General features: G+C 52.8%; 22 protein-coding genes. 6 read left to right on the forward strand and 16 right to left on the reverse strand.

What is annotated here, in order from left to right; genetic code table 11:
- Window positions 1-62: 62 nt before the first annotated feature.
- Window positions 63-1,742, reverse strand: coding sequence for an ATP-binding SpoIIE family protein phosphatase (locus HUE57_RS14970; protein WP_320416296.1), 1,680 nt, complete (start codon window positions 1,740-1,742; stop codon window positions 63-65).
- A 23-nt stretch (window positions 1,743-1,765) separates the two neighbouring features.
- Here HUE57_RS14970 and HUE57_RS14975 point away from each other — a divergent pair, with 23 nt between their 5' ends.
- A complete protein-coding gene (locus HUE57_RS14975; protein WP_174673467.1) occupies window positions 1,766-2,002 on the forward strand; it encodes a hypothetical protein in 237 nt (78 codons plus the stop codon).
- A 97-nt stretch (window positions 2,003-2,099) separates the two neighbouring features.
- Here the strand turns inward: HUE57_RS14975 and HUE57_RS14980 are convergent, their stop codons facing one another.
- A complete protein-coding gene (locus HUE57_RS14980) occupies window positions 2,100-2,399 on the reverse strand; it encodes an STAS domain-containing protein (protein WP_078484706.1) in 300 nt (99 codons plus the stop codon).
- A 254-nt stretch (window positions 2,400-2,653) separates the two neighbouring features.
- Here HUE57_RS14980 and ettA point away from each other — a divergent pair, with 254 nt between their 5' ends.
- Window positions 2,654-4,321 carry an energy-dependent translational throttle protein EttA gene (gene ettA, locus HUE57_RS14985; protein WP_078483742.1) on the forward strand — a complete coding sequence of 556 codons (1,668 nt, stop codon included), beginning with the start codon at window positions 2,654-2,656 and terminating at the stop codon, window positions 4,319-4,321.
- Window positions 4,322-4,398: 77 nt separating this feature from the next.
- Here the strand turns inward: ettA and purL are convergent, their stop codons facing one another.
- The 4 genes from purL to dapA all read right to left on the reverse strand — a co-directional run bounded on the left by purL (window position 4,399) and on the right by dapA (window position 11,352).
- Window positions 4,399-8,298 (reverse strand): phosphoribosylformylglycinamidine synthase, encoded by a 3,900-nt coding sequence (gene purL / locus HUE57_RS14990; protein ID WP_078483741.1) that lies wholly within the window; start codon window positions 8,296-8,298, stop codon window positions 4,399-4,401.
- An 84-nt stretch (window positions 8,299-8,382) separates the two neighbouring features.
- Complete coding sequence (locus tag HUE57_RS14995; protein WP_135622207.1) at window positions 8,383-9,255, reverse strand: class I SAM-dependent methyltransferase; 873 nt, start codon at window positions 9,253-9,255, stop codon at window positions 8,383-8,385.
- A 60-nt stretch (window positions 9,256-9,315) separates the two neighbouring features.
- Window positions 9,316-10,449 (reverse strand): outer membrane protein assembly factor BamC, encoded by a 1,134-nt coding sequence (bamC, locus tag HUE57_RS15000; protein ID WP_078483739.1) that lies wholly within the window; start codon window positions 10,447-10,449, stop codon window positions 9,316-9,318.
- Window positions 10,450-10,476: 27 nt separating this feature from the next.
- The gene (dapA, locus tag HUE57_RS15005; RefSeq protein ID WP_078483738.1) at window positions 10,477-11,352 is read right to left on the reverse strand and encodes a 4-hydroxy-tetrahydrodipicolinate synthase; all 876 of its coding nucleotides are present in this window, start codon (window positions 11,350-11,352) and stop codon (window positions 10,477-10,479) included.
- Window positions 11,353-11,513: 161 nt separating this feature from the next.
- On the opposite strand from dapA, the gene HUE57_RS15010 reads away from it, so the two are divergent.
- Genes HUE57_RS15010 through HUE57_RS15020 form a run of 3 tightly spaced genes read left to right on the forward strand, consistent with a single transcriptional unit; the run spans window position 11,514 to window position 13,981 of the window.
- The gene (locus HUE57_RS15010) at window positions 11,514-12,041 is read left to right on the forward strand and encodes a glycine cleavage system transcriptional repressor (RefSeq protein WP_078483737.1); all 528 of its coding nucleotides are present in this window, start codon (window positions 11,514-11,516) and stop codon (window positions 12,039-12,041) included.
- 38 nt (window positions 12,042-12,079) lie between these two features.
- Entirely contained in the window at window positions 12,080-12,547 is a 468-nt protein-coding gene (locus tag HUE57_RS15015; RefSeq protein ID WP_078483736.1) for a peroxiredoxin, read from the forward strand.
- A gap of 27 nt (window positions 12,548-12,574) precedes the next feature.
- A complete protein-coding gene (locus HUE57_RS15020) occupies window positions 12,575-13,981 on the forward strand; it encodes a PhoH family protein (protein ID WP_078483735.1) in 1,407 nt (468 codons plus the stop codon).
- Between the two features lie 5 nt (window positions 13,982-13,986).
- Here HUE57_RS15020 and HUE57_RS15025 read toward each other — a convergent pair whose 3' ends face one another.
- The 10 genes from HUE57_RS15025 to HUE57_RS15070 form a co-directional block, all read right to left on the reverse strand.
- Window positions 13,987-15,069 (reverse strand): AI-2E family transporter, encoded by a 1,083-nt coding sequence (locus tag HUE57_RS15025; RefSeq protein ID WP_078483734.1) that lies wholly within the window; start codon window positions 15,067-15,069, stop codon window positions 13,987-13,989.
- On the reverse strand, window positions 15,069-15,437 hold the full coding sequence (locus tag HUE57_RS15030) for a hypothetical protein (RefSeq protein ID WP_078483733.1): 369 nt from the start codon (window positions 15,435-15,437) through the stop codon (window positions 15,069-15,071). The genes HUE57_RS15025 and HUE57_RS15030 overlap by 1 nt, the downstream gene beginning before the upstream one ends.
- A 17-nt stretch (window positions 15,438-15,454) precedes the next feature.
- Window positions 15,455-16,366 (reverse strand): LysR family transcriptional regulator, encoded by a 912-nt coding sequence (locus tag HUE57_RS15035; protein ID WP_078483732.1) that lies wholly within the window; start codon window positions 16,364-16,366, stop codon window positions 15,455-15,457.
- A 147-nt stretch (window positions 16,367-16,513) separates the two neighbouring features.
- Window positions 16,514-19,726, reverse strand: coding sequence for an efflux RND transporter permease subunit (locus HUE57_RS15040; RefSeq protein ID WP_078483731.1), 3,213 nt, complete (start codon window positions 19,724-19,726; stop codon window positions 16,514-16,516).
- Window positions 19,723-20,742, reverse strand: coding sequence for an efflux RND transporter periplasmic adaptor subunit (locus HUE57_RS15045; RefSeq protein WP_174673468.1), 1,020 nt, complete (start codon window positions 20,740-20,742; stop codon window positions 19,723-19,725). The genes HUE57_RS15040 and HUE57_RS15045 overlap by 4 nt, the downstream gene beginning before the upstream one ends.
- 454 nt (window positions 20,743-21,196) lie before the next feature.
- The gene (locus tag HUE57_RS15050; RefSeq protein ID WP_135622205.1) at window positions 21,197-22,126 is read right to left on the reverse strand and encodes a hypothetical protein; all 930 of its coding nucleotides are present in this window, start codon (window positions 22,124-22,126) and stop codon (window positions 21,197-21,199) included.
- 287 nt (window positions 22,127-22,413) lie between these two features.
- Entirely contained in the window at window positions 22,414-22,677 is a 264-nt protein-coding gene (locus tag HUE57_RS15055; RefSeq protein ID WP_174673469.1) for an OmpP1/FadL family transporter, read from the reverse strand.
- A 39-nt stretch (window positions 22,678-22,716) separates the two neighbouring features.
- A complete protein-coding gene (locus tag HUE57_RS15060; protein ID WP_174673470.1) occupies window positions 22,717-23,592 on the reverse strand; it encodes an OmpP1/FadL family transporter in 876 nt (291 codons plus the stop codon).
- 310 nt (window positions 23,593-23,902) lie between these two features.
- Entirely contained in the window at window positions 23,903-24,379 is a 477-nt protein-coding gene (dsrE2, locus tag HUE57_RS15065) for a sulfur carrier protein DsrE2 (protein WP_078483727.1), read from the reverse strand.
- 58 nt (window positions 24,380-24,437) lie between these two features.
- Entirely contained in the window at window positions 24,438-24,668 is a 231-nt protein-coding gene (locus tag HUE57_RS15070; RefSeq protein ID WP_078483726.1) for a sulfurtransferase TusA family protein, read from the reverse strand.
- Between the two features lie 381 nt (window positions 24,669-25,049).
- Here HUE57_RS15070 and HUE57_RS15075 point away from each other — a divergent pair, with 381 nt between their 5' ends.
- On the forward strand, window positions 25,050-26,516 hold the full coding sequence (locus HUE57_RS15075) for a beta-barrel assembly-enhancing protease (RefSeq protein WP_078483725.1): 1,467 nt from the start codon (window positions 25,050-25,052) through the stop codon (window positions 26,514-26,516).
- The last annotated feature ends 93 nt before the right edge of the window (window positions 26,517-26,609 follow it).

Here is a 26,609-nt window from a genome sequence, read left to right on the forward strand (position 1 = left end):
ATATCCAGGCAAAGTGATGGAAGAGCACTTCCATAATATTGTTCAGCTATTGAGAGAGTGGGTCACCCCTCCCACTTATAAATCGCTTCAACACAGTTTCCATTTCCATGGTAGGTCACCGTCTCACAGAGCGATCTAACCAGTTCGACACCCCGGCCGCACAGCGCCAGATTCCCCTCAAGCGCCGCCGGTGCATCATCCACACTAAAACCATCCCCACTATCTTCGAGTCGGATGGTCAATCGACCGCCTGTCTCATCAGGTTGATGGGAGATATCGATTTTGATCCACCCCTCCTCCAACGACAGCAGGGCTGCTTCACGTTTTGTGTAGTACTCAATAAAGCCATTCTCGGTTCGCTTCAACGCCGAATCGAGTTTTAAAAGACCGTGTTCAAGTGCATTGGCATAGAGCTCAGTCAACACCATATAGAGTCGTTCACGATGCTCCTCAAGCCCCTGAATATCGACCAACATCTGGGTCAACATCGGTTTTGGATCGAGCATGCGTAGCGCCGATGCGCCCAACTCAACAACAAAGCCCCACTCGGAAGCCTCTGCCGTTGCATGGACAACTGCAGGTTGCTTGGTCCCCGCCAAGGCGTTCTCAACCGCATTGCAGTGAATTTCCAACAGCGTCAGGTCATCACTCTGTGGAGCACTCCCCCGGAACTGCTCCAGTGATGCCTGTATCGTCTCAAACCATGAGGATGGATCACGGGTAGAAGTAAATGCGGCATCAAAACGTTGCTGACCAAACATCTCACCCGCTTCATTGGTCGATTCAATGATACCGTCCGAGTAGATATAGATACGGTTTTCACCCACGACCTCGAATCGATCCATCGCTCGATCAAACTGTCCATCATTTAACACACCAAGCGGAAGATGCTGCGCAGCCACTTTGCGTGTAATTCCCTTCTCGTCACAGAGCAGCAGATCGGGAATACCACCATTCCATATCGATACCGCCCCTTTCTTGTGATCAAACTCAACCAGACAAGCGGCAAAGAACATTCCGGTTGGCAGAATCAGCTTGAGTTTGCGATTGATCTCAGCCGCGATATCACTGATATGGAATCCCTTGCGGGTCATGGTGTAGAAGATATCGGAGACCGGCAACGCACCAATTGCGGCTGAAAGTCCATGACCGGTGAAATCCCCCAACAGATAGTGGTAGTCCGAGGAGGGTTTCTGCCCTACCAGCAGCATATCGCCATTGGCCATCGCCATCGGGGAGAGCATGTGTTTGATATTGGGAACCGAGAAGGCCGTCGGTTTGATTACGTTGGCGAAGACTCGCTCAGCGATTTCATGTTCGCGTCTCAGACGCTCGTGGTGATAACTGAGTTCATCCTTCTGCGCCTTAACTTCGATATAAAGCTCACGCATGCGCATCAGCGCATCGATCTTCGCTTTGAGGATGACGTGGTTGTAGGGTTTAGTCAGAAAATCATCGCCCCCGCAACTAACACACTCTGCCAGCGCCTTCTCATCGTTGAGTGCGGTTAGAAAGATAATCGGTACAAATCGGTCAACCGATATCGCCTTGATCTGGCGCGTCGCTTCGTAACCGTCCATGATCGGCATCATCACATCCATCAACACCAGATCGGGTTGCTGCTGTTTAAACAGCGTCACCGCGCTACTGCCATCATCGGCGGCAAGAATTTGAAAACCGTACTTTTTGAGAATTGCCTCAAGGACCAGACGGTTGGTCTGGTCATCATCGACAATCAGAATCTTGAGAGGCGGAGCCTCGTCTGGTGACGAAGCTCCACCGGGGAGTCGCTATTTTGCGAAAGTTTGTTTTGGGCATCCAAGCCCAAGCAAACAGCAAAAACTTCACGCGACCGTTTATGCCTGCGGCGCCCCGACCGTCCTGCGTTCGTTGCGTAATCACCTCTTCGCGGCTCTACACAACTCCCTCAGTGACTCTACGCCGACATAAAGCCGCTGCTGCATCTTCTCCGTCGTTCGCTCGCGCTCTCAACTACGAATAGGCAGACGGCGTCGACTATCGGGGACTAACCGCCCTCACTTCGCTCTCCATGGCGGTCAGCGTTTGTCGAGCCTTCCACAACGGGACTACTCCCGTTGTTAGCTGACGTTAAAGAGACGATGGAAATTTGAGATAGTGAGGATCTTGCTGATTTCTGGATTGGCGTTAATGATCTTGATATCGCTGCTATCACCGCCAGCATGTTCTCGTAGCAGCAAGAGCATACCGAGCGCCGAGCTATCCATATATTCAGTACCCGCCAGATCGATAACGTAGGCCTTTACGTCCTGTTGCTTATAGGCCTCACGGAAATCTTTGTGCAGATTAAAGTCAAAACGACCGCTGACAGCAATATTAACCGTACTGTTATCAGCCGCCATTGTAGTGGTAATTGGCATATTCCCAACCTCTCTATATTTCGTTGTTTTTTGTTGTTTTTAAAATCATCAGCTGGTGCATAGCCAAGTTTCACTCGCTTTACACCTTGTTCCAGCCATTCAAAACGGCACTCAAAAATACCCGAACACGCCGCATAGCTATTCCTTAGTTAAGCTTTTACCTCCGATACCCTGCAGAATCAAGCTGAGTTCACCGCCCATAGCCTCAAAAGCCGTATATAATTGCCCCTTTCATCACCAGACAATTGAGTACTATGGCCCAGTATATCTACACCATGAACCGCGTCAGCAAGGTGGTTCCACCCAAGCGCGAGATCATTCGCGACATCTCCCTCTCCTTCTTCCCTGGCGCCAAAATCGGCGTACTCGGCCTCAACGGGGCGGGTAAGTCGACGGTGTTACGCATCATGGCAGGCGTGGATCAGGATTTTAACGGTGAGGCGCGCCCACAACCCGGCACCAAGGTCGGCTACCTACCACAGGAACCTCAGCTCGATCCCGACAAAGATGTCCGCGGTAACGTTGAAGAGGCGCTGGGTCACATCAAGGAGGCATTGACTCGTCTCGATGCCGTCTACGCCGCCTACGCCGAGCCCGATGCCGATTTCGATGCACTCGCCAAAGAGCAGGCCGAGCTAGAGAACATCATCCAGGCAACCGATGGCCACAATCTCGAACGTCAGCTGGAAATTGCCGCCGATGCGCTGCGTCTGCCACCGTGGGATGCCGACGTCACCAAGCTCTCCGGTGGTGAGCGGCGACGTGTAGCGCTCTGCCGCTTGATCCTATCCGGTCCCGACATGCTGCTGCTCGATGAGCCGACCAACCACCTTGATGCCGAATCGATCGCCTGGCTGGAGCGCTTCCTGCACGACTACCCCGGCACCGTGGTGGCCGTTACCCATGATCGTTACTTCCTCGACAATGTCGCGGGCTGGATTCTCGAACTCGACCGTGGCCACGGCATTCCCTGGGAGGGCAACTACTCGAGTTGGCTGGAACAGAAGGAGGCACGCCTGGAGCAGGAGCAGAAACAGGAGCAGGCTCGCATCAAGTCGATGAAGGATGAGCTCGACTGGGTGCGCTCTAATCCCAAGGGGCGTCAGGCGAAATCAAAGGCACGTATGTCACGTTTCGAAGAGCTCTCCTCCAGTGACTACCAGAAACGCAACGAGACCAACGAACTCTACATTCCACCCGGCCCGCGCCTAGGCGACCTGGTTATTGAGGCTAAGGGACTCTCTAAGAGCTTCGGCGATCGTCTTCTGATCGACAATCTCAGCTTCAACCTGCCACGCGGTGGCATTGTCGGTGTAATCGGCCCCAATGGCGCCGGTAAATCGACCCTGTTCAAAATGCTGGTGGGTGAAGAGCAGCCCGATAGTGGTGATCTGCAGATGGGCGACACAGTACAGCTCGCCTACGTCGACCAGAGCCGTGATGATCTTAGTGGTGAGAAAACGGTCTGGCAGGAGCTCTCCGACGAGCAGGACATCATCACCATCGGCAACTACCAGACACAGTCACGAGCCTACTGCTCGCGCTTTAATTTTAAGGGTGCCGACCAGCAGAAACTGGTTAAGGATCTATCAGGTGGTGAGCGCAACCGGCTCCACCTGGCCAAGCTGGTACAGTCGGGCGGTAACGTTCTGTTGCTCGATGAGCCGACTAACGACCTTGATGTCGAGACCCTGCGAGCACTCGAAGAGGCGATCCTTGAATTCCCCGGCTGTGCGGTAGTCATATCACATGACCGCTGGTTCCTCGACCGCATCGCCACCCATATCCTCGCCTTCGAAGGCGACTCACACGCTGAGTGGTTTGAGGGCAACTACGCCGACTACGAAGAGGACCGCAAACGTCGTCTTGGTGAAGCGGCGGTTCAACCACACCGGATCAAGTATAAAAAACCGGTGCACTAGCACCAGGCACACGCATCATAAAAAAAGCGGGCATTAAGCCCGCTTTTTTTATGCCTCTAACATTTAACGCTAGCGCACTAGCCCACCCAGACCCGCGCATTTCTGAACATACGCATCCAGCTACCATCCTCATCCCAATCCTCAGGGTGCCAGGAGTGCTGGACTGCACGGAACAGACGCTCGGGATGGGGCATCATGATAGTGAAGCGTCCATCGTCGGAGGTCAGTCCTGTAATGCCAAGCGGTGAACCATTCGGATTGGCCGGATAGATCTCAGTCGGATTGCCGTAGTTATCGACATAGCGTAGCGCCACACTGTGATTACGCAGTGCATCCTGCGGATTATGACCATCACGGAACTCTGCCCGCCCCTCGCCGTGAGCGATGGCGATCGGCATCCGTGACCCCTCCATCCCCTGCAGCAGAACCGAGGGCGACTTAACCACTTCCACCATTGAGAAACGCGCCTCGAACTGTTCTGAGTTATTGCGTTCAAAACGTGGCCAGTGAGCAGTGCCGGGAATCAGCTCATGTAGATTGGACATCATCTGGCAGCCGTTACAAACGCCAAGCCCGAAGCTGTCATCGCGTTTGAAAAACGCCTCGAACTGGTCGCGAGCACGAACGTTTAGCAGCACCGATTTGGCCCAACCACCACCGGCACCGAGCACATCACCGTAGGAGAAGCCGCCACAGGCGACCAGCCCCTTGAAATCGTCGAGCGAAACACGCCCGGCGATCACATCGCTCATATGCACATCGACACTGTCGAAACCGGCCCGATCGAAGGCAGCTGCCATCTCGATCTGGCCATTAACACCCTGCTCACGCAACACAGCCATGCGCGGACGTACGCCTGATGCAATAAAGGGTGCTGCAACATCCTCATTGAGGTCATAACTCAGATCGGCATGCAGACCCGGATCTTCGAGATCAAGCAGACGGTCGAACTCCTCCTGCGCACACTCAGGATTATCTCGTAGGCTCTGCATGCGGAAACTGGTCTCGGCCCAGGCGCGCTGTAGATCTACACGTGCCTCATCAATCATTGAGTCGTGGTTGTAGTTGATGCGAATGCGATCATCGTCATTTAACTCACCGACCACCGCGCTGTGTTTGCCGAGTCCGGCATCGTGCAGCCACGCCAGCACATCATCGGTATCGTTGTGGCGCACCTGAATCACCGCACCGAGCTCCTCACTAAAGAGCGCAGCGATCGGATCGTCACCAAGTGCATTGAGCTGTACATTGAGACCACTGCGTGCGGCAAAGGCCATCTCAGTCAGGGTGACAAACAGTCCACCATCAGAACGGTCGTGATAAGCAAGCAACAACCCCTTCTCATTGAGCTGTTGGACTACCTCGAAAAACGCCATAAAGCTGGCAGCATCATCAACATCAGGTGCGTGGTGACCGGTCTGCTTGTAGACCTGTGCCAGACAGGAGCCACCAAGACGGTTACGCCCCTTACCCAGATCGATCGCGATCAGATCGCTATCGCCATGCTCGGTTGAGAGCGCTGGTGTCAGGGTGCGGCGTGTATCGGTAACAGGTGCAAAGGCGGTGACGATCAGCGACAGCGGTGCAGTCACCGAGCGCGACTCCCCATCCTGCTCCCAGACACTCTTCATCGACATCGAGTCCTTACCAACCGGGATCGCAATACCCAGCGCTGGACAGAGCTCCATACCGACCGCCTTGACCGCATCAAACAGTCCCGCATCCTCACCCTCGTGACCAGCGGGTGCCATCCAGTTGGCAGAGAGTTTGATATCTGAAATATTTTTTATCGGTGCTGCGGCAATATTGGTCAACGACTCTGCTACCGCCATCCGTGCCGAGGCGGCGTGGTCAACCAGCGCCACCGGTGTGCGCTCACCCAGCGCCATCGCCTCTCCCGCATAGGTATCGAAACTGGCGGTGGTCACACCGCAGTCAGCGACCGGCTCCTGCCACGGACCAACCATCTGGTCACGCGCGACCATACCGGTCACGGTACGGTCGCCAATGGTAATCAGGAAGCGCTTGTCTGCGATGGTTGGCAGGCGCATCAGTCGATAGGCGGCATCTTTAGGATCGACCTTAGCCGTCTCTAAATCGCGTTTATGGAACGGCCGGTGGTGTACATCGCGCAGCATCTTGGGCGGCTTGCCCAGTAGCACCTCAAGCGGCATATCGATCGGTGTGTTATCGAAATGAGCATCACCGAGAATCAGCTGACGATCCTCGGTCGCCTCTCCGATTACGGCAAAGGGGCAACGTTCGCGCTCACACAGCTCGGTGAAGAGATCGAGCGATTCGGGAGCAATGGCAAGCACATAACGTTCCTGTGCCTCATTACTCCAGATCTCCTTCGGCGACATGCCGGGATCATCATTGGGAATAGTGCGCAGCTCAAAGCGTGCACCACGTCCTGAATCGTCGACCAGCTCCGGCATTGCATTGGAGAGACCGCCAGCACCGACATCGTGAATCGAGACCACAGGGTTGTCCTCACCCAGCTGCCAGCAGCGATCAATCACCTCCTGACAGCGGCGTTCCATCTCGGGATTGCTACGCTGTACCGAGGCGAAATCGAGATCTTCGCTGCTCTGGCCAGAGGCCATACTAGAGGCGGCACCACCACCGAGACCGATCAGCATCGCCGGCCCGCCAAGTACAATCAGCTGCGAACCGGGTGGGATATTATCCTTTTCGACGTGGTCGGCACGGATGTTACCGAGACCACCCGCCAGCATGATCGGCTTGTGGTAACCACGCACCTCTTCACCCGCCGGTCCCGGCACTAGCTCCTCAAAGGTTCGGAAGTAACCGTTGATGGCTGGGCGACCAAACTCGTTGTTGAATGAAGCGGCACCGATCGGGCCTTCGAGCATAATATCGAGCGCCGATACGATCCGGTCGGGCTTGCCGTAGTCGCTCTCCCACGGCTGTTCAGCACCTGGAAGACGCAGATTGGAAACCGAGAAGCCGGCCAGACCCGCCTTCGGCTTGGAACCACGACCGGTGGCACCCTCGTCACGAATCTCACCACCGGAACCGGTTGCCGCACCTGGGTGAGGTGAAATCGCGGTTGGGTGGTTATGGGTCTCCACCTTCATCAGAATATGGATCGGTGCTTCGTGATAACTGTAGAGCGATGAGCCAGACTGGGGGTGGAAACGCCCAGCAGTGGAGCCTTCAATGACCGAGGAGTTATCCTTGTAGGCGGAGAGCACGCCTTCAGGGCTGTTGTTATAGGTGTTGCGGATCATGCCAAAGAGCGACTGGGTCTGCGTCTCTCCATCGATAATCCAGTCGGCATTGAAGATCTTGTGACGACAGTGCTCCGAGTTGGCCTGAGCAAACATCATCAATTCGACATCAGAGGGATTGCGCCCCATGGCGATAAAGTTATCGACCAGGTAGTCGATTTCATCATCGGCCAGCGCCAATCCCAACTCACCATTGGCAATCACCAACGCCTCACGCCCACCACCGAGCAGATCAACGCTCATCAATGGCTGCGGCTCGGCGTGGATAAAGAGTCCATCGGCCTCCTGCATGGCAGTAAAGACACTCTCGGTCATACGATCATGGATGACTGCCGCAACGGCGGTCTGCTCCGACTCGCTCAATGGAGTGCCATCAGCCTTGCTCGGGTAGTAGGCAATACCGCGCTCGAGGCGTTGAACCTGCGCCAGACCGCAATTGTGAGCGATATCGGTCGCCTTGGTCGACCAGGGAGAGATAGTACCGGGACGCGGCACGACCAGAAGTAACTGCCCATCGGGAGCCGACTCGGGATGATCCGGTCCATAGGTGAGCACCCGTTCCAGGGTGGCCATCGCCGCCTCATCGAGTGCCTGTTCGACCTCGGCAAAGTGGATGTACTCAGCGTAGAGCTGGGTGACGGCGGGTGCACTCTCCTGCAGTTGCTGAAGAATCTTGGTTATTCTGAAGTCGGAGAGGGCTGGCGAGCCACGGAACTGAAGCATGTCACTTTCCCGAGTAAAAAAAGGCGTTGAGAAAGGGGAAGAATGATACGTTAAGTTCCGCTGCCCGACCAGCGGAGTGCGGGCCTAGCTGCTCTGCAGACGCAACACCAGTAGACGGTAGTTCTTGTAGCGCTCGAAGGTCTCGCCAGTGCGCTTACCAGAGAAGTATTTACGTCCCAGTTTGGCGAACTTTTTGCCCATCAATCGTTTTGCCAGCCAGCCGGTCTTGGGGTAACGCCCCTGCAGATACTCACCCAGGGTCAGACCGGCTGGTTTGATGGTATTCATCAAAAAGTCGTTAAGCACATCCATATTGGGGCTGACTAGCGAGGTAATATCCTCGTCACGCTCAGTCTCAAAGGGCGCCGCTTCAACCTGTAGATAGAAACGCTCCAGTCGATGCCCTCCCCCAATGATCTGATCGGCAGGACCACCGTCACCACTCTTGTCGGTCTTGAAGAAGTCACAAATAGTGATCGAACCACCCGGTTTGAGCAGCTGCTGCGCGTGGGTTAGTGCTGTTTCGGTGTCGATGTATTGAAAACTCTCACTGAAAAAGATCGCATCGTACTGCCCTGCAACCTCCTCCACGGGCAGATCCTCAAATCGGCACTGGAAGAGACGGGTGTCGTTGTCGGGGAAACGCTCTAGACGCTCCCCCACCTGGCGACTCAGCTCGGGGGCCGGACTGACAGCATCGACGCTGTAACCACGTTCGAGTAACTGCTCGAGGATATGACCTGTACCGCAGCCGACATCAAGCAGCCTGACACCCTCAGCAACCGCAGGCAGTGTAGCGGCCAACATCTCGGTATAACGCTGCTGAGCAATCGGAAGATTGGCAAGCTTTCGCTCGATATCATCTTCCCAGAGACCATAGTGGAGGTCATCGACACCCAGCAGCTGCTGGCCCAGCACCAGTCCCAGCTCACGGCTGTCCATTTTGCGCTTACTCACGCTACGGATACTCCTACAAGAATCGAGGCTAACGAATAGTTATTATGTGGGAACAGCGACTTAGCGTAGCTGCTTCTCGAGCAGTGTCAGAATACGTAGCGCGGTCTTCGAAACCTCTGACTCGCCCTGCTCATTCTCTACTGTCACACGGGTCTCATCGCCCTCACCCTTGAGTGAGATCTGATAACGCCCCTCATGCAGCTCATCATCACGCCAGAAGGTGAGTCCAGAGAACCAGCCCTTCTCCTTCTGCTCACGCAGTGGATCGTTATAACGTACGAAGTAGATACCATCAGCGCGATTTCGATCCTCGACGGTGAAACCGACACGGTCCAGCGCGACACCGGTGGTGCGCCATGCCCGTGAGAACTCATCCTTCAGTCTGAGTACCGCAACACCATTCTGCTCTTCAACCAGCTCTGCGCGAGCTGCGCGATCCGCCGCCGCGCTTCCTATCTGCTTACGGGCCTGCTGCTCCTCGACACCGAAGTGAACCATCAGGCGACGTAACATCTCCGCCTCCAGCTCAGGATCGGCCGGACGCGGCTGCCAAACGAATTGATCACCCTTGGCTGTCTCTTCAACACCACGATGAGTCAAATAGAGCTCGGTGGTGTTAGGACGCATACCACGCTCAAGACGAACGCGGAATTTATCACGGGTTGCAGACGAGTATCCGCCATCAAACACCTTACCAATGACCGAACGGATCGGGCCATCGGGGATATCGGCTCGGTTCTCCGCCCAGTCGGTCTCCATAACGCCGATGGCCGGATCTTCACGTTTTATCAGGAAACCACTCTCCATCCAAAATTCACGGGCCTTCTCCCACACCAGCTCCGCTTCACCGCTAACTACCAGCCAACGTTTGTCACCATCACGCTCAATACGCATGTTGCTCTGGTCCGGTAGAACAGCCTGACGCACGGCGGGGCTACCAACAGCACGCTCACCGCTATAGTCGGAGTAGGTTGCAGTTGGCTCTGGATTGATCTCGGGCACCACCATCATGTCATCGATATTCGACTTGGTCAGATCGGGTGGTACCTCCAGCTCTGGGATTGAATCGCTCTTTTTATAGTCGGCCGAGCGATCGGGCAGAACCTTGTCAACCGTGCCGCATGCAGGGAGCAGAGCGGCAAGCATCAGGAGAGAAATGGTCTTGGTGTCGAAACGATAACGTGCAATATTCATTAATGGTTCTACTTGTTGTATTTCTAACTAGTTAACTTCGGCCTGTGCCATCGCTGCACGTAGCTCTTCGTGGTACTGCGCATCAAACGGGGTCAGCGGCAGTCGGATTCCATCCGGTATCAAACCCATCTGGCTCACCGCCCACTTAACCGGGATCGGATTTGCCTCAAGGAAGAGCTTGTTATGCAGGCCGTCCAGTTTGTTATTGACCTCGGCGGCGGCCTCTTTGTTCCCTGCCAGGGCCGCAACGCACATCTCGTGCATCAGCTTAGGCGCAACATTGTTGGTCACTGAGATCACACCCTTACCACCCCGCAACATGAATTCCATGCCGGTGGGATCATCACCGCTGTAGAAATCGAGCCGATCGCCACACCGCTCTAACAGTTCAGCCAGGCGATCCAGATCACCGGTCGCCTCTTTCATGCCGACGATGTTGGGGATGTGAGAGAGGCGTTCGACCGTCTCAGGCAGCATGTCACAGGCAGTTCGGCCCGGCACGTTATAGAGAATCTGTGGAACAGGTACCGCCTCAGCAACCGCCTTGTGGTGGAGGTAGAGCCCCTCCTGGGTCGGTTTATTGTAGTAGGGGGTCACCAACAGACAGGCGTCGGCTCCGGCCTGCATCGCACAGCGGGTCAGCTCGATCGCCTCACGGGTCGAGTTGGCACCGGTACCGGCGATCACCGGAATACGCCCCTTAACCCGCTCAACCACGTGACGAATGACTTCACAGTGCTCACGCTCATCCAGCGTGGCCGACTCACCGGTCGTGCCCACCGTTACGATGGCATCTGTGCCCTGCTCAATATGGAATTCAATCAGCCGATCAAGTGCCTCGTAATCGAGACTGCCGTCGTGCTGCATCGGGGTCACCAGCGCGACCATACTGCCGTGGAACATGGAGGCTCTCCACACAAAACAATCCCGCATGGTACTTGTGGACGGTGCCGATGACAAGCTGCCAGAGGCGTCGTTAACGGGAGTAAAAAGGGCTCTGTGCAGCTCTCTTTGATCGCGGTACACTGCCGAACAACTTGACCAATCGGAGCCCTACCAAGCCTATGGACCATCTGGTTATCTCAGCACTGGGCGCAGACCGCCCAGGCATCGTCGACAGACTCTCTCAAGCCGTACTGGAAAATGGATGCAACGTCGCTGACAGCCGTATGACGGTACTTGGCGGTGAATTTGCCATCATCTTACTCATCAGCGGCAACTGGAACACTATCTCCAAGGTCGAGCAGCAGCTACCCAAACTAGGGCAAGAGCTGGAACTGACCATCACCCAGAAACGGACCGACCATCAGGGCAATAGCTCACCTTCACTCTCCTATATGGTCGAGGTTATCTCCATCGATCAACCCGGTATCGTCCACCATCTGGCCAATTTCTTCTCTGCCCGCAGCATCAACATCCAGGAACTCAACACCTCCAGCTACGCAGCAGCGCACACCGGCACTCCGATGTTCTCACTACATATGACCGTCAACGTACCGGTGGAGACGCACATCGCCACCCTGCGCGATCAATTCCTGGAGTTCTGCGAAGGGCAGAATCTGGACGCGGTCATCGAACCGCTGAAGATATAAGTCTATAACTACAGATAACAATCGATACTGGAGTCTGCATGAGCAGTGCAACTATTGGAAAAAAGGTACCCGCATTTAAACTCCCTGCGACCGGTGATCAGGAGATCTCACTCTCCGGACTCAAGGGTAAGGTTGTCGTACTCTACTTCTATCCCAAAGACAGTACCCCCGGCTGTACCAAGGAGGGTCAGGCATTTCGTGATCTGCACGATCAGTTCACTGCGCTGAACACAGTAATCCTCGGCGTCTCACGTGATGGAGTGAAGGCGCACGAGAACTTTAAGGCAAAGCAGTCGTTCCCCTTCGAGCTGCTCTCAGACAAAGAAGAGACGCTATGTAACCTCTTTGACGTGATCAAGGAGAAAAATATGTATGGCAAAAAGGTGATGGGTATTGAGCGCAGCACTTTTTTGATCAACGACAAGGGTGTACTCAAGCAGGAGTGGCGCAAGGTGAAGGTAGCTGGCCACGTCGAAGAGGTGCTGGAGGCAGTAAAAGCGCTTTAACAAAACTCACAACAGGGTGGAACTGGTTTGAATAACGATACGGTAGTTGATGGAAAGCAGCTCTATATTCTCGACACCAATGTTCTGATGCACGACCCCGCCGCGCTGTTCCGTTTCCAGGAACACGATATCTACCTGCCGATGCTTGTTCTTGAGGAGCTCGACAACAATAAAAAGGGCCACTCGGAGGTAGCACGCAACGCCCGCCAGACGAGTCGTTTTATGGATGAGTTGATGAGCTGTAGTGGCGACTGCGACATCAATGAGGGGTTATCACTCAGTGCCAGCAATTTCGCCAGCGGAAAGACCGCCCCCACTGGTCGCCTCTTCTTTCAGACCAAAACACTGGAGGCCGATCTACCCGAATCACTTCCCGGCAACAAACCCGATAACGGCATTCTGCATACCGCCCTGGCGATGGGACAGCACCACAAGGTAACGCTGGTATCGAAAGATACCAATATGCGCATCAAGGCGGCAGTGCTTGGTATTCACGCCGAGGACTACCGTAACGACCAGGTACTCGACGACGTCAATCTGCTCTACAGCGGTTTCGAAGAACTGGCCGAAGACTTCTGGGAGACCCACAGCAAGGATATGGAGTCGTGGCAGGAAGAGGGGCGCACCTTCTACCGCATTAGCGGCCCAGCTACCGCAGACTGGTACGCCAATCAGTTCCTCTATTCCAGCAGCGAAGACCATTTCGAGGCGATAGTAAGTCGTGTTGAGGATGATCATGCCATCATCGAAACAGTGCACGACTTTCGCAGTGAGAAGAAGAGTGTCTGGAGCATCAGTGCACGCAACCGTGAGCAGAACTATGCCCTTAACCTTCTAATGGACCCCGAGATCGACTTCGTCACCCTACTCGGTCAGGCGGGTACCGGTAAGACTCTTCTGACTCTGGCGGCCGGACTGGCTCAGGTACTCGACGATAATCGCTACGCCGAGATCATCATGACCCGTGTCACTGTACCGGTCGGTGAGGATATCGGTTTTCTGCCCGGCACCGAGGAGGAGAAGATGACCCCGTGGATGGGTGCGCTGATGGATAACCTAGAGGTACTGACCCAGTCGGAACACAACACTGAATGGGAGCGAGCGGCGACTCAGGAGCTGCTCAACAAGCGCATCAAGATTCGCTCCCTCAACTTTATGCGTGGTCGTACTTTCCTCAACAAATACATCATTCTTGATGAGGCACAAAACCTCACCTCAAAACAGATGAAGACCTTGATCACCCGTGCCGGTCCCGGTACCAAGGTGGTCTGTTTGGGTAACATTGCTCAGATCGATACCCCCTACCTGACCGAGACCAGTTCAGGCCTGACCTACGTGGTCGATCACTTCAGGGAGTGGGAGCATAGCGGCCATATCATTCTGCAGCGCGGCGAGCGCTCGCGGCTGGCCGATTTCGCTTCAGAGGTGCTGTAACAAGATTATTCGGGTATCGCAGCAGCCGGTTCCGGCTGCTTGTGCTCATCTCTGGGCCAGGCACTCAGCACCGCCTGCACCAGGGTTGCCAGCGGGATCGCAAAGAAGACACCCCAGAAACCCCACAACCCACCAAAGATCAGCACCGCAACGATAATCGCCACTGGGTGAAGATTGACCACCTCGGAGAAGAGCAGCGGCACCAGCACGTTACCATCAAGCGCCTGGATCACAGCGTAGGCGAGTAGCAGATAACCGAAGTCAGCCCCGTAACCCCATTGGAAGTAGGCAATGACTGCGACAGGTAGCGTCACCACCGTTGCACCGATGTAGGGAATAATCACCGATAGGCCGACGACCATTCCGAGCAGAATCGCGAACTGCAGCCCCATAAAGGTAAAGGTCACATAGCTAACAACCCAGACGATCATGATCTCGAAGAACTTGCCTCGTACATAGTTACCGATCTGGATATCGACATCGCTCCAGACACGTGCAGCAAGATCGAGGTCATCGGGCATATAGCTACGGAACCAGCTGCAGAGGCGCACCTTGTCTTTGAGGAAGAAGAAGACCAGTAGCGGCATCAGGACAAGATAGACCAGCAGCGTTATCACACCGACCACCGAGGCGATCGAATAAGAGAGTATCCCCTGCCCCCAGCTTGCCAACTCAGACCGCAGTGCATCGACCACTTCTACCGCCTGTTGCTCACTGACGATGTTGGGATATCGTTGCGGCAGCTGCATTAGCAGCTCCTGTCCCTGTGCAATCATGTTTGGTAGCTGCTGAATCAACTGCGTTACCTGCCTGGAGAGCAGTGGCAGCAGACCAAACAGTACAAATAGCAGGAAGGCCAGAAAGGCGACAAAGACAACTAGTACTGCGGCAAAGCGCGGCACACCGACACGCTGCAGCTGGCGCACTACCCCCTCAAGCAGATAGGCGATTACAAGACTGGCAATCACCGGTGCCAGCATATTGCCAAAAAAGAGGATGACAGTGAAACCGCCAATCAGCAGGATCGCCAAAATAACGACCTGCGGATCGGAGAGGTAGCGTTTAAACCAGTCGCTAACGATCTGCATCAGTCGTCATCTTCTGTTGCATTGAGAAGTAGCTGGTAGTGCTCTTCAAAAACCTGTTCGATCTCATCGATCACCTCAACGGCATCTCGGCCCTGCAACATATGCTGCATCACTAGTGATGAGGTTTTATTGAGCATCTCTGCCTTATCGACCATTGGGTAGGTTGCCGAGAGGCGCTTGATCGCTGCGATCACGCTCTCCTCCTCTGGACGTGGAATCGAGACCGGCTCCATCACCACCTCAGGTTTAACTTCAACTCCGTGGCGTTGAAACATGTACTCAGCAAATTCAAGCAGTGTGGCAAGATGGTTTTCAGGCAGTGCTTTAACGATCTCGCTCAGGCGTTTCTCTGCTTTTTTCTTACCCATTCCATCTATGCCCGCGTTCAAACAGGATCGCTGCGATGCTCTTCGCAGTATTCACGAGCAAACTCCAGCAGCTCCTCCATCGCACGATGGCGGAACTTCTGTTTCTGACGCACAAATGAGAAGGGGCGCTCTAGTGCCGGCTCAAGTCGAACCGCAACCAGCGTACCCAGCTCAAGCTCCTTGAGCATGGTAGAGAGTGAGATAATCGAGATACCCATACCCGCTTCAATAGCCCCTTTAACCGCCTCTGGACTACCAAGCTCCATCGAGATATTGAGGCAGTTTGAAGGGCGACCCGATGAGCTGATGAAATCAGCGATAACTTCACGGGTGCCTGAACCCTCTTCACGACAGATGTAGGGGTACTCCATCACTTGATCGATGGTAACGCTCTCCTCCTCCGCCAGCGGATGTTTGGGGGAGACTGCCAATACCAGCTGATCGTTTCGGCACACCTCGACCACCAGGTTTTTATTCGAGACCGGCGCCTCAACCACACCCAGGTCGATAACATTGTTCTCGACCATCGAGACGATGCCTTCACTATTGGCCACCTTGAGATGGATATTGACGTCGTTGTACTTCTCTTTGAACTTGCCGAGCAGCGCTGGAAGCATATATTCAGCAATGGTGGTACTGGCACCAAGCGTTAACGCGCCGCTGACCTCACCGGTCACCTCACGGACGGCATTCTCCATCTCGTTGTAGTGCTCGAAGATCTTATCGGCAAACTTAAAGACCCGCTTACCCGCCTCGGTAAGACTGATACGGTTGTGGGTACGATCAAAAAGACGGGTATTGAAGTGCTCTTCGAGCTGGCGAACCTGGAAGGTAACCGCAGGCTGCGTCATATGCAGCGTTTCGGCCGCCTTAGTAAAACTGAGCAGCCGCGCCACTGTGTGAAAGACCTGTAATCTACGATCAGCCATAAACCCGCATTACCACCAAGTATTTGTTTCCATTCAGAACCCTCCGGATAGAGGGACTATCTTCCGGAGCACCTCTCCGAACAGGGCGCCAATTTTAATCAATTACTGATAGGAACACAAAAAATATTAATACCCCATCACAGAAATTTATTGCTGATCCAGACGCTTATACATCAACGCGTAGTACATCACAGGAATAACCAACAACGTCAACAAGGTAGATACAAAGATACCGAAGATCAGAGAGATCGCCAGACCACTGAAAATGGGATCGTCGAGGATAAAAAACGCCCCCAGCATTGCAGCCAACCCGGTCAGAATGATCGGTTTGGCACGCACACTGGCAGCAAGGATCACCGCCTGCTGCAGTGAGCTACCACCAGCCACCTGATCATTAACAAAATCCACCAGCAGGATCGAATTGCGAACAATGATACCCGCCAGTGCAATCATGCCGATCATCGAGGTGGCGGTGAATTGAGCACCTAACAACGCATGCCCTGGCATCACACCAATGATCGTCAGTGGAATTGGCGCCATGATGATCAGCGGCACTAGATAGGAGCGGAACTGGGCCACCACCAGAAGGTAGATCAGGATCAACCCAATTGAGTAGGCGATACCCATATCGCGGAAGGTCTCGTAGGTCACCTGCCACTCGCCATCCCACTTGATACTGTAAGCGTAGGGGTTGGCCGGCTGGTTGATCAGAAACTGTTCAAGGCCTCCCTGGTCAAGCTCAGCTTTAGCCAGTGAACCCATTGCATCGAACATACCGTAGAGCGGGCTATCGAGATCACCCGCCATATCGGCCGTTACCATCACAACCGGCAACAGATCCTTATGGTAGATCGCATTTTCACGCGAAGTACGCTGCACCGAGACGATTTCAGAGAGCGGTAGCATCTCACCATTTTGACGCCTGACCTTTAGACCGAGCAGCGTTTCAATATCTGCCTTATCGGCCACAGTTGCCTCGACGCGGATCGGTATCGCGTATTTTACGTGAGGGCCATGTAGGTAACCTACATCACTGCCACTGAGCGCTGTGGTAAGCAGATCAGAAACCGCCTGTTGTGACACACCCAAATGGGCGGCCTTTTGACGATCGACACTAACTACCAACCGCGGCGCCTCTGTCTCAACACTATCATCCACATCGACAATATCTGCCGTCGACTCGATCACGCCGCGCACCTGCTTTGCCACCGCAATCTGTCCCTGGTAATCGAGACCGTAGACTTCTGCTACCAGTGGCGATTGTACTGGTGGTCCTGGTGGAACCTCGACCACCTTCACATTGGCACTATAACGTTGGCCGATTGTTTGTAGCGCTTCACGCACACCACGTGCAATTGCATGACTCTTTCGATCACGCTTCGACTTATCGACCAGATTGACCTGGATGTCACCAACGTTAGCGCCACTGCGAAGATAGTACTGCCTGATCAAACCATTGAAATCGATTGGTGAGGCCGTACCGACGTATACCTGATAGTCACTGACTTCAGGGACCGTGGCGATTTGACGCCCAAGCTCGCCGAGTACCGCCGCCGTCTCCTCCACTGTCGTACCCTCCGGCATATCGACCACAACCTGGAACTCAGATTTGTTATCAAAAGGCAGCATCTTCAACACCACAAGCTTCACACCCGCCAGCCCCACCGACCCGGCAATGGCCACCACAATAAGCAACGTCAGTAAGCGCCGTTTACTACGCCCTTGCTCCGCATTAAGAAAAGGCCCCATTACTCTCTGGAAGAACCGCTGCAGAGCTGCATCACTCTCATCGCCGGAATTACCCACATGGTGATTAGCCAACACCTTATTTGAGAGCCAGGGGGTGACAACGAAAGCGACGGCAAGTGAGATCACCATGCCGATACTGGCATTGATCGGAATCGGACTCATATAGGGACCCATCAATCCCGAGACGAACGCCATCGGTAATAACGCCGCGATGACGGTAAAGGTCGCCAAAATAGTTGGACCACCCACCTCATCAACCGCCAGAGGAATCGACTCAAGCAGATTGCGTTTCCCTAACTGCATGTGACGATGAATATTCTCTACCACGACGATGGCATCATCGACCAGGATGCCGATGGAGAAGATCAGTGCAAACAGTGAAACTCTATTGAGGGTAAAGCCCCACGCCCAGGAGGCGAAGAGCGTGATCGCGAGAGTAATAACTACCGCGGTTCCAACAATAAATGCTTCTCTGCGTCCGAGCGCTACCAACACCAGCAACACAACAAAACCGGTTGCAAAGATCAGTTTTCCGATCAACGTCTGCGCCTTATCATCGGCAGTGGCACCATAGTTTCGGGTGACTGTTGCATTAACACCTTCAGGGACAAAAACCCCCTTCAACTGCTCAAAGCGTTCGATGACCTGATCTGCAATATCGACCGCATTGCTACCGGGTTGTTTGGCAATCGCAACAGTTACAGCGGGGAACTCACCACGCGCCTCAATCCCCTTTTCATCGGCTGCGGGTCCAGTACCAAACCAGACATAACGTTCAGGTTGATCCGATCCAAAGCTGATCTCAGCAACATCATTCAGGTAGATCGGCGCACCATCATGCATGGCAACCACCAACGCACCAATCTCTTCTGCACTACTGAGAAAGGTTCCCGCCTGAACAACAATCTCTTCATTACTGGAAACCATCACACCAGCTGCCTGGGAGCGGTTGCCACTCACCAGTGCCTGCTGTAGATCTTCAACAACCACACCGTAGCCTGCCAGCTTCTGAACATCGAGCTGTAGATGGACAACTCGGTCGGGGCCACCAACGGTGTAGATATCACGCGTCCCTGGAACGCGTTTCAACTCAGCCTCAATGGCGTGCGCCACCTGCTGAAGCTCTGCTCCACCTGTCTGTTCACTCTCAGACCAGAGGGTTAGCGAAACGATGGGGACATCATCAATACCCTTGGGTTTAATGATCGGTTGCCCAACCCCAAGATTGGAGGGTAACCAGTCACTGTTGGAGTAGATCTTGTTATAGAGCCTTACAATCGCCTGGGTACGATCCTCGCCCACCTTGAACTGGATGGTAAGCACCGCCATGCCCGGACGTGAGACCGAGTAGACATGTTTGATACCTTTAATTTCTGAAAGCACCTGCTCGGCAGGGGCGGAGACAAGGTGCTCTACCTCGGCAGCCGTAGCACCTGGGTATGGAATAAAGACATTGGCAAAGGTGACATTGATCTGAGGCTCCTCTTCACGAGGTGTTATCGCCACTGCAAAAATACCCAGTAGAAGTCCCACCAGCGCGAGTAATGGTGTGATTTCGGAGACCAGGAATTTTTTTGCTATAGAGCCAGAGATACCGAGTCTTTCACTCATTTCCCATCCCTACCCTGCTGCTTCAGCACCACACCCGCACGGACTGGATCTAGCGCGATACTCTCGCCTGAACGCAGACCAGAGAGCACTTCGACCCTGGCTTCCGACTGCCTTTGTCCAAGTCGAATGTGTCGGAGAGAAACTCGCCCATTGGTATCAACCACATAGACACCCGTAACCTCACTTCGATAGGCCACACTCTCTAGTGGAATCACAATCTTCTCACTACTGCCAACGGAGACTGACACCTTGATAAACATGCCTGGATAGAGATCATGCTGACCTTCAGGAAGGGCCAAACGCATCTTGAATGCGTGACTCGTACTATTGGCAATTGGGAAGAGTGTTACGTGCTTCGACTCTAGCAGACGACCATCTGGGAGGACCCCCTGCATTTTGGCACCCGAACGAACAGTCGGCATCAGCGACTGTGGCACCTCGACCGTTATTCGTAACGCCTCTAGGGAGAGACCGCTCATCAGATGCGTGCCAATTGATGCCATCTCACCAATCTCAACATGGCGCTCGGTCACAATTCCACTATAGGGCGCCTTGACCGTAGTTTGAGCTAATGCCTCTTGTGCTTCCTCAACACCCGCTTTTGCAGCCCCCCTACGAGCTGTTGCCGATTTAAACGCTGCTTCCGCCTGATCTAGCTTAGATTTGGCCACCAGCTTCTTAGCATAGATCTCTTTTGTCCGATCATACTCACTATGCGCCCCATCAAGACGCGCCTGAGTCTCTTGAAATACGGCCTCAGCTGAATTCATTGCAGCACGTTGCGTGGTGTCCCGAATTTTTAATAAAACATCACCACGCTTAACGTAGTCATCAATATCAAAATAGATCGACTCGATTCGTCCACTTGCCTGGGAAGAGACAGTTGATCGATTCACAGCCTCAACGAGCCCATCTAGCAGCCTCACATCCTCCACCGGCACCTTATCAACCATGATTCGCTGTAGATCAACGGTAGCAGCATGGAGAGAGCTAAACGCAGACAGACAGAGTACCATTACAAATCGTATAACAATCATTATCGACCCTCAATTCATTAGTTACGGCAATAACAAAATGCCCAGCAACATTAGTTAGAATTAATATAATGGCGGACCCCTAATAATTAAACCCCCTTATGCTGCCATAAACAAAAAGCCCGTCCGGAGTCGCTATTTTGCGAAAGTTTGTTTTGGGCATCCAAGCCCAAGCAAACAGCAAAAACTTAACGCGACCGTTTATGCCTGCGGCGCCCCGACGTCCTGCGTACGTTGCGTAATCACCTCTTCGCGGCTCTACACAACTCCCTCAGTGACTCTACGCCGACATAAAGCCGCTGCTGCATCTTCTCCGTCGTTCGCTCGCGCTCTCAACTACGAATAGGCAGACGGCGTCGACTATCGGGACTAACCGCCCTCACTTCGCTCTCCATGGCGGTCAGCGAATGACAGGGCTTTTTATAGATCTCAACTTCTATTTCTTATATTTACTCGGATCACCACCACTAACTGTGGCAAAAGCAGCGCCAATCGCATTCGGTGAAGCCATGATATTCATAAAGCTCTTGTCTCCCATCATGCTGAGATCCGGGAACGCCATGGCAATACGGAAACGACCATGCAGTGCGTAGACATCACCATCTTTGACCAGAATCTCATAGGGAAGCATCGCAGTATGCTTGAGCTTACCAAAATCGATAACACCCATGATTGACTTGTCATCTGCATCGGAATTATCGGTGCCCGCCTGCAAACCAACGGCAAATAACGTCTGGCCACTGCCATCGATATCGATTCGACCAATCTTTACAACACCTGCCTTTTTGGCCGCAAGACCCGCTTCAACCGCACGTACCGCCTCTGCTTGTGAACCATAGCTTACAAGCTCGTAGGGTTCATCAAAATACTCCATACCAAAGGTGTAGTGATACTTCTTCAATTTTCTCTTCTTAAGACCGCGCTTGGAGCCAAACTCCTCTTTCTTACCCAGCAGCTTTGCCAACTGCTTATAGGTATTTTGAAGGTCATCTGACATCCGGTAGGCATATGCCATGTAGGTAGGATTGAAGAAGGCAACCTGAATCTTGCCGCCATCTTTGGTAACAGAGACACGTTGCCCAGCCGCATAGGCACCACCCTTCGCCTTTGATGCCGCTTTAATTATGGCCTTATTAGTGATGACAAAAACGTGGGCATTATCGTATGGCACATACTCACCAACCAGATCAAAACCGCCACCCTTCAGTTTGTTACGTACTTCATTGACCTTGGCAGCCATATCACCACTAGAAACAGAAGCCAGAACATAGGGTTTATAACGTGGCTTCTTTGCTGCAGTCGCTGGATTAACCAAGCCTAACGCAATTATTCCAACCACAAACAGACGAAATATTGTTTTTATCATTACCATCCTCCTCACAGATACTGCATAAATATTATTGTCATGCTTTTATGTCAGAAACACTCTAGGCATGCAAGCAAAAAAAACGGGAGCCGAAGCTCCCGTCTTTATTACAGCTTGTAGCTAGCTCTTAGAACTTCGCAGAGTACATGAACTGGAAGTTGTTCTGAGCGTGATCAATTTTGACACCACTACCAGAAGTATCGGTCTGCATCAGTGCACGAGCATATGAAACGTTGATCTCAGAGTCGTCCTCAAGTACGTAGCCCAGACCCAGCGTTACATGCTGCTCAGGGTCGCAGGAAGAGAAAATTAAGGGTGCTGCTAGGGATTGGATTGGTACCACGGTTGTAACCGGCACGCAGAGTAACCGCATCATTAACTGCAAATGCACCGCCCAAAGAAACCACGGTCTGGTCTTCCCACTCCATTGGCATCATCATATCGATTCGACCAGTAGCATTTGAGAAGGTCATTTCGAAGTTCTTCATAGTTTCAGACCAGCGGATACGCTTTACATCCAGCGCCAGCTGAATCTGGTCATTTGGGGTCACAGAGGCCGAGTGCGAAGGTAGATGGCCACTGGAAATTCTTCACGGTGATATCACCTGTGTCCATGAGTCCACCGTCGTAATGAGATTTACACCGGCATCAAGATCACTCATGTAGGTCTTGGAGTGGAAGGTTGCACCAACCGCAAGCACATCGTTGGCCTGATAGTGAATACCGAGCTTACCAGCTAAACCGTAGCCCTTAGCTGCACCAGTGAAGCGGCTATCATCGGAGAAGTCGAGCTGTACAGCATCAAACGGATCGGCACAACCGAAACCGTAGGTATCCGCAGTCACCATACCACTCATATCTGCACAACCCATCGTCATGCGCATGTCCATGCCGGCCCATACCAGGTCAGCACTACCCGCAATAGTCAGCTGATCGTTAACATTGAAGGCAACAGGCAGAATCAGACGGCCAACACCAACCACAGATCGAACTTCCTGTACGCTTCCACTAACAGCATTAGTTGCCGGCGCACCGCCACCACCCGCAACTGGAGGCTGTGCAGGCCAGGTATCAGTATCGTAGTCGGTACCCATACCACCCTGTGAAAAGACACCAATACCGTAGGTCAGGTTACCTTCACGAACGGCATAGCCAAGCGCAGGCATCCAGTACATAGTCCCATCTGAGTCAGCTGCAGATGCAACAGTTGCAGTCACGTCTGGACCGAGCATACCGAGAGCGGCATCAAAACGACCGTCGCCATCTTCCATCAGGCCGAGGGTTGCAGGGTTATTCATAACCGCAGCAGTACCGTTATCGTAGGCCATTGAGGCACCACCCATACCGGTTGCGATTGGGCCGTAGCCCTCAAGGTTCATACCATTGGTGGCATTTGCAGCCATTGGCGCTGCAAATGCAGCGGTAATCGCGGTTGAGACTAGCGCGCGTTTGATGCTGAGCTTCATTATATGGATCCTCCGGGCAGGAATTTCTTTGAGTTAGTAGTTGTTAATTAGCAACATTTCTATTCGCTGCGCAACAGAATGGCAAGTTAGAAAATGAAAGTCAATACTTTTCTTTCTGTTTTCCCCTATACACAAGCAAATAGCGAGGAAGTATCAAATTCACCACAGTGGTGCATCTCAGTATCATAATGCGCGGAACCAACCATGCTATATATAGGGATATTGCGCATAAAAACCGCGCCAGATAACTGAGCACGGTTTTTGCCCTCCTTACCCCCAAAAAAGGAGAGAGTCGAAGAGTTCTACAACCTTAGATATACATAGAGATGTCAGCTTCACCTGCAAACTCAAAGAATGCAGCCGCACCGGCATACTCAACGCCATCAATTAGGTCATTGGTATCGAAATCAAACAGATCAACGGTCATCTGACAGGCAACAAACTTAATCTCAGACTCAACAGAGAGTTCTCGCAGCTCTTCGATGCTGGCAACACCCTTCGCCTTCATCTTCTGCTTCATCATCATGGTCATGATCGCTTCCATACCGGGAATAGCGGTACCCAGCACAGGGAACCATTTATCCATTCCCATCGGCATTGGCATACCAGGATTACCCAGCGGCGATACCTTGAGATTTACATTCTTCTCCAGCAGACGAAGACCGTAGAAGGTGAAGAAAATTTCTACATCATAACCGAGTGCTGCAGCAGTTGAACCGAGGATAAAAGGAGGGTAAGCCCAGTCAAGGGTTCCCTTAGTAGCGATAATGGCGAGTTTTTTTGACATATTTTGATGCCCCCTGAAGGTATATCGTTGTTATAGAGCCGTCGTTCCAGAGCAGCAATTATGATTTTTTGATCAAAAACACGAACTTGCCGCCTTCCTCGCCAGACTCCATCAGCTCATTACCAGTCTGCTTAGCGAATGCGTCAAAATCCTTAACTGAACCCGGGTCGGTTGCAATGATACGCAGCACCTGACCAGCACCCATACCGCCGAGTGCTTTCTTGGCACGCAGAATAGGCAGTGGGCAGTTCAGACCTGATGCATCCAACTCTTGATCGAAATTTGCCATCTCTTTATCTCCTAAAAATACAGATTCACAACTAGGTTGTGGTTTACGGTGAACAGTCAATCCGCGTACTTATGACATATATGCCAGCCAAACGCAACTTGACCCATTCCAAATATCCTGGGTATAGAATCGTTCGTGGGCGGCCCTAAGCAGGCGGGGTTTCAGCTATCCATAGCAGGACAGGTGTATCTCTATCCAGTCGCAAAACCATGCCACAACAGAGGGGTAAAAGGAAGCACTAGAGAGCGACTACTTAGTGGCAGATTCCTACTCTCAACCCTGTATAAAAGCTCAACCAATGGAATCGCATTACAAGTGAACTCTCAGGTCTCAATTGTGTCTGTTATCCTATCCTCAGTACCCGACTAGGCCTCACTCCGAATGAAATCAATCACAATCGCCCTAGCCTCACTAATTCTTCTACTCACCACCTTTTCACAATTGGCAAATGCCACTGAACTCAATCTCCCCAATATGGGTGACCCATCTGAATCGACACTGTCACCAACTCAAGCTGACAAACTAGGTAAAGCCCTCCTCCGACAACTCCGCCAGGAAAAGCGGATAGCTGAAGACCCACTTATTAATAGCTACGTATCATCACTTGGCTTTCGCTTAGCAACCAGTAGCAGCCGTCCCAGCGAACCGTTTACTTTTTTTGTTGTTGACGACGCCTCCATCAACGCCTTTGCGGCACCCGGTGGTTATATTGGAATACACACTGGCTTGATCGAAACATCATCCAATGAGAGCGAGCTCGCCGCAGTAATGGCACATGAGATCGCACACGTCACTCAGCGCCACATGGCTCGCGCGTTTGAAAATGCCGGACAGATGAAACTACCAATGGCCATCGCACTGCTTACAGCGGTACTGCTCGGTAGTCAAAGCGCTGAGCTCGGAGAAGCTGCTGTTGCTGTTGCATCAGCTGGTAGCATTCAGCAACAGATCAACTTCACCCGTTCCAACGAATCAGAAGCCGACGCAATTGGGATGGAAACACTGGCTAACGCAGGATTTGATCCGCATGGGATGGAGAGCTTTTTCAAACACCTGCAACACGAAGCACGATACTACGGTGTCGCACTGCCTGAGTATCTAAGGACACATCCCATTTCAGAGTCTCGTATTGCTGAATCTAAAAACCGCGCTGATCGTTATCCACAAAACAAATATACGGACCGTCTCTCTTTCTCATTGATTAGAGCCCGACTTAAAGCCATTAACGAGAGCGACCCACATAAAGCAACACGGTATTTCGAAAGCCAACTTCGCTCGGGACAGCACCAGAATCGCGATGCCTTCACCTATGGTCAAGCCATCGCTCTGATAAGAGACCAGAAACCAAAGAAGGCTGTTCAAATCATCGAAGAATTACTTAACAGCGACCCAGATCGACTCGAGTATCTGCTGGCACTCGCCAATGCCGAGATGGAGCAAAACAATTACGATAGATCACTTGCCATCCTCTCCGATGCAGAATCACTCTATCCCGGCAGCTATCCACTCGTTATCGATTACAGTCGCGCCCTGATTACCACTGGAAATAGTATGACTGCGGTACCGCTACTCAAGAATCAGATCAACCATCAGAATGACAAGCCGCAGCTCCACCAACTCTACGCTGAGGCCCTGGGAAAGACGGGCAAAGTGGCGGAGGCGCATGTAGCGCTGGCGCAGTACCTCTATTTGAATGAACATCTTATTAGCGCCATTGAACAGCTAAAACAGGCGAAGAAGCTCGCCGTGAATGACCACTACCTCCTCTCACGCATCGAATCAAAGCTCATCATATTTAAAGAGAGTCTTGCCGAAATGAAAAAGAGTGAAAAAAAACGGCCAAAGTAGACCCGCCGTCACCTCGATAGGTGCGCAACCACCCAGACTATGGTCGTCCTTTTATATACGCTGCCATTTGATTCAATTCACTATCTAGTCTAT

This window comes from Candidatus Reidiella endopervernicosa (assembly GCF_013343005.1).
GTDB lineage: Bacteria > Pseudomonadota > Gammaproteobacteria.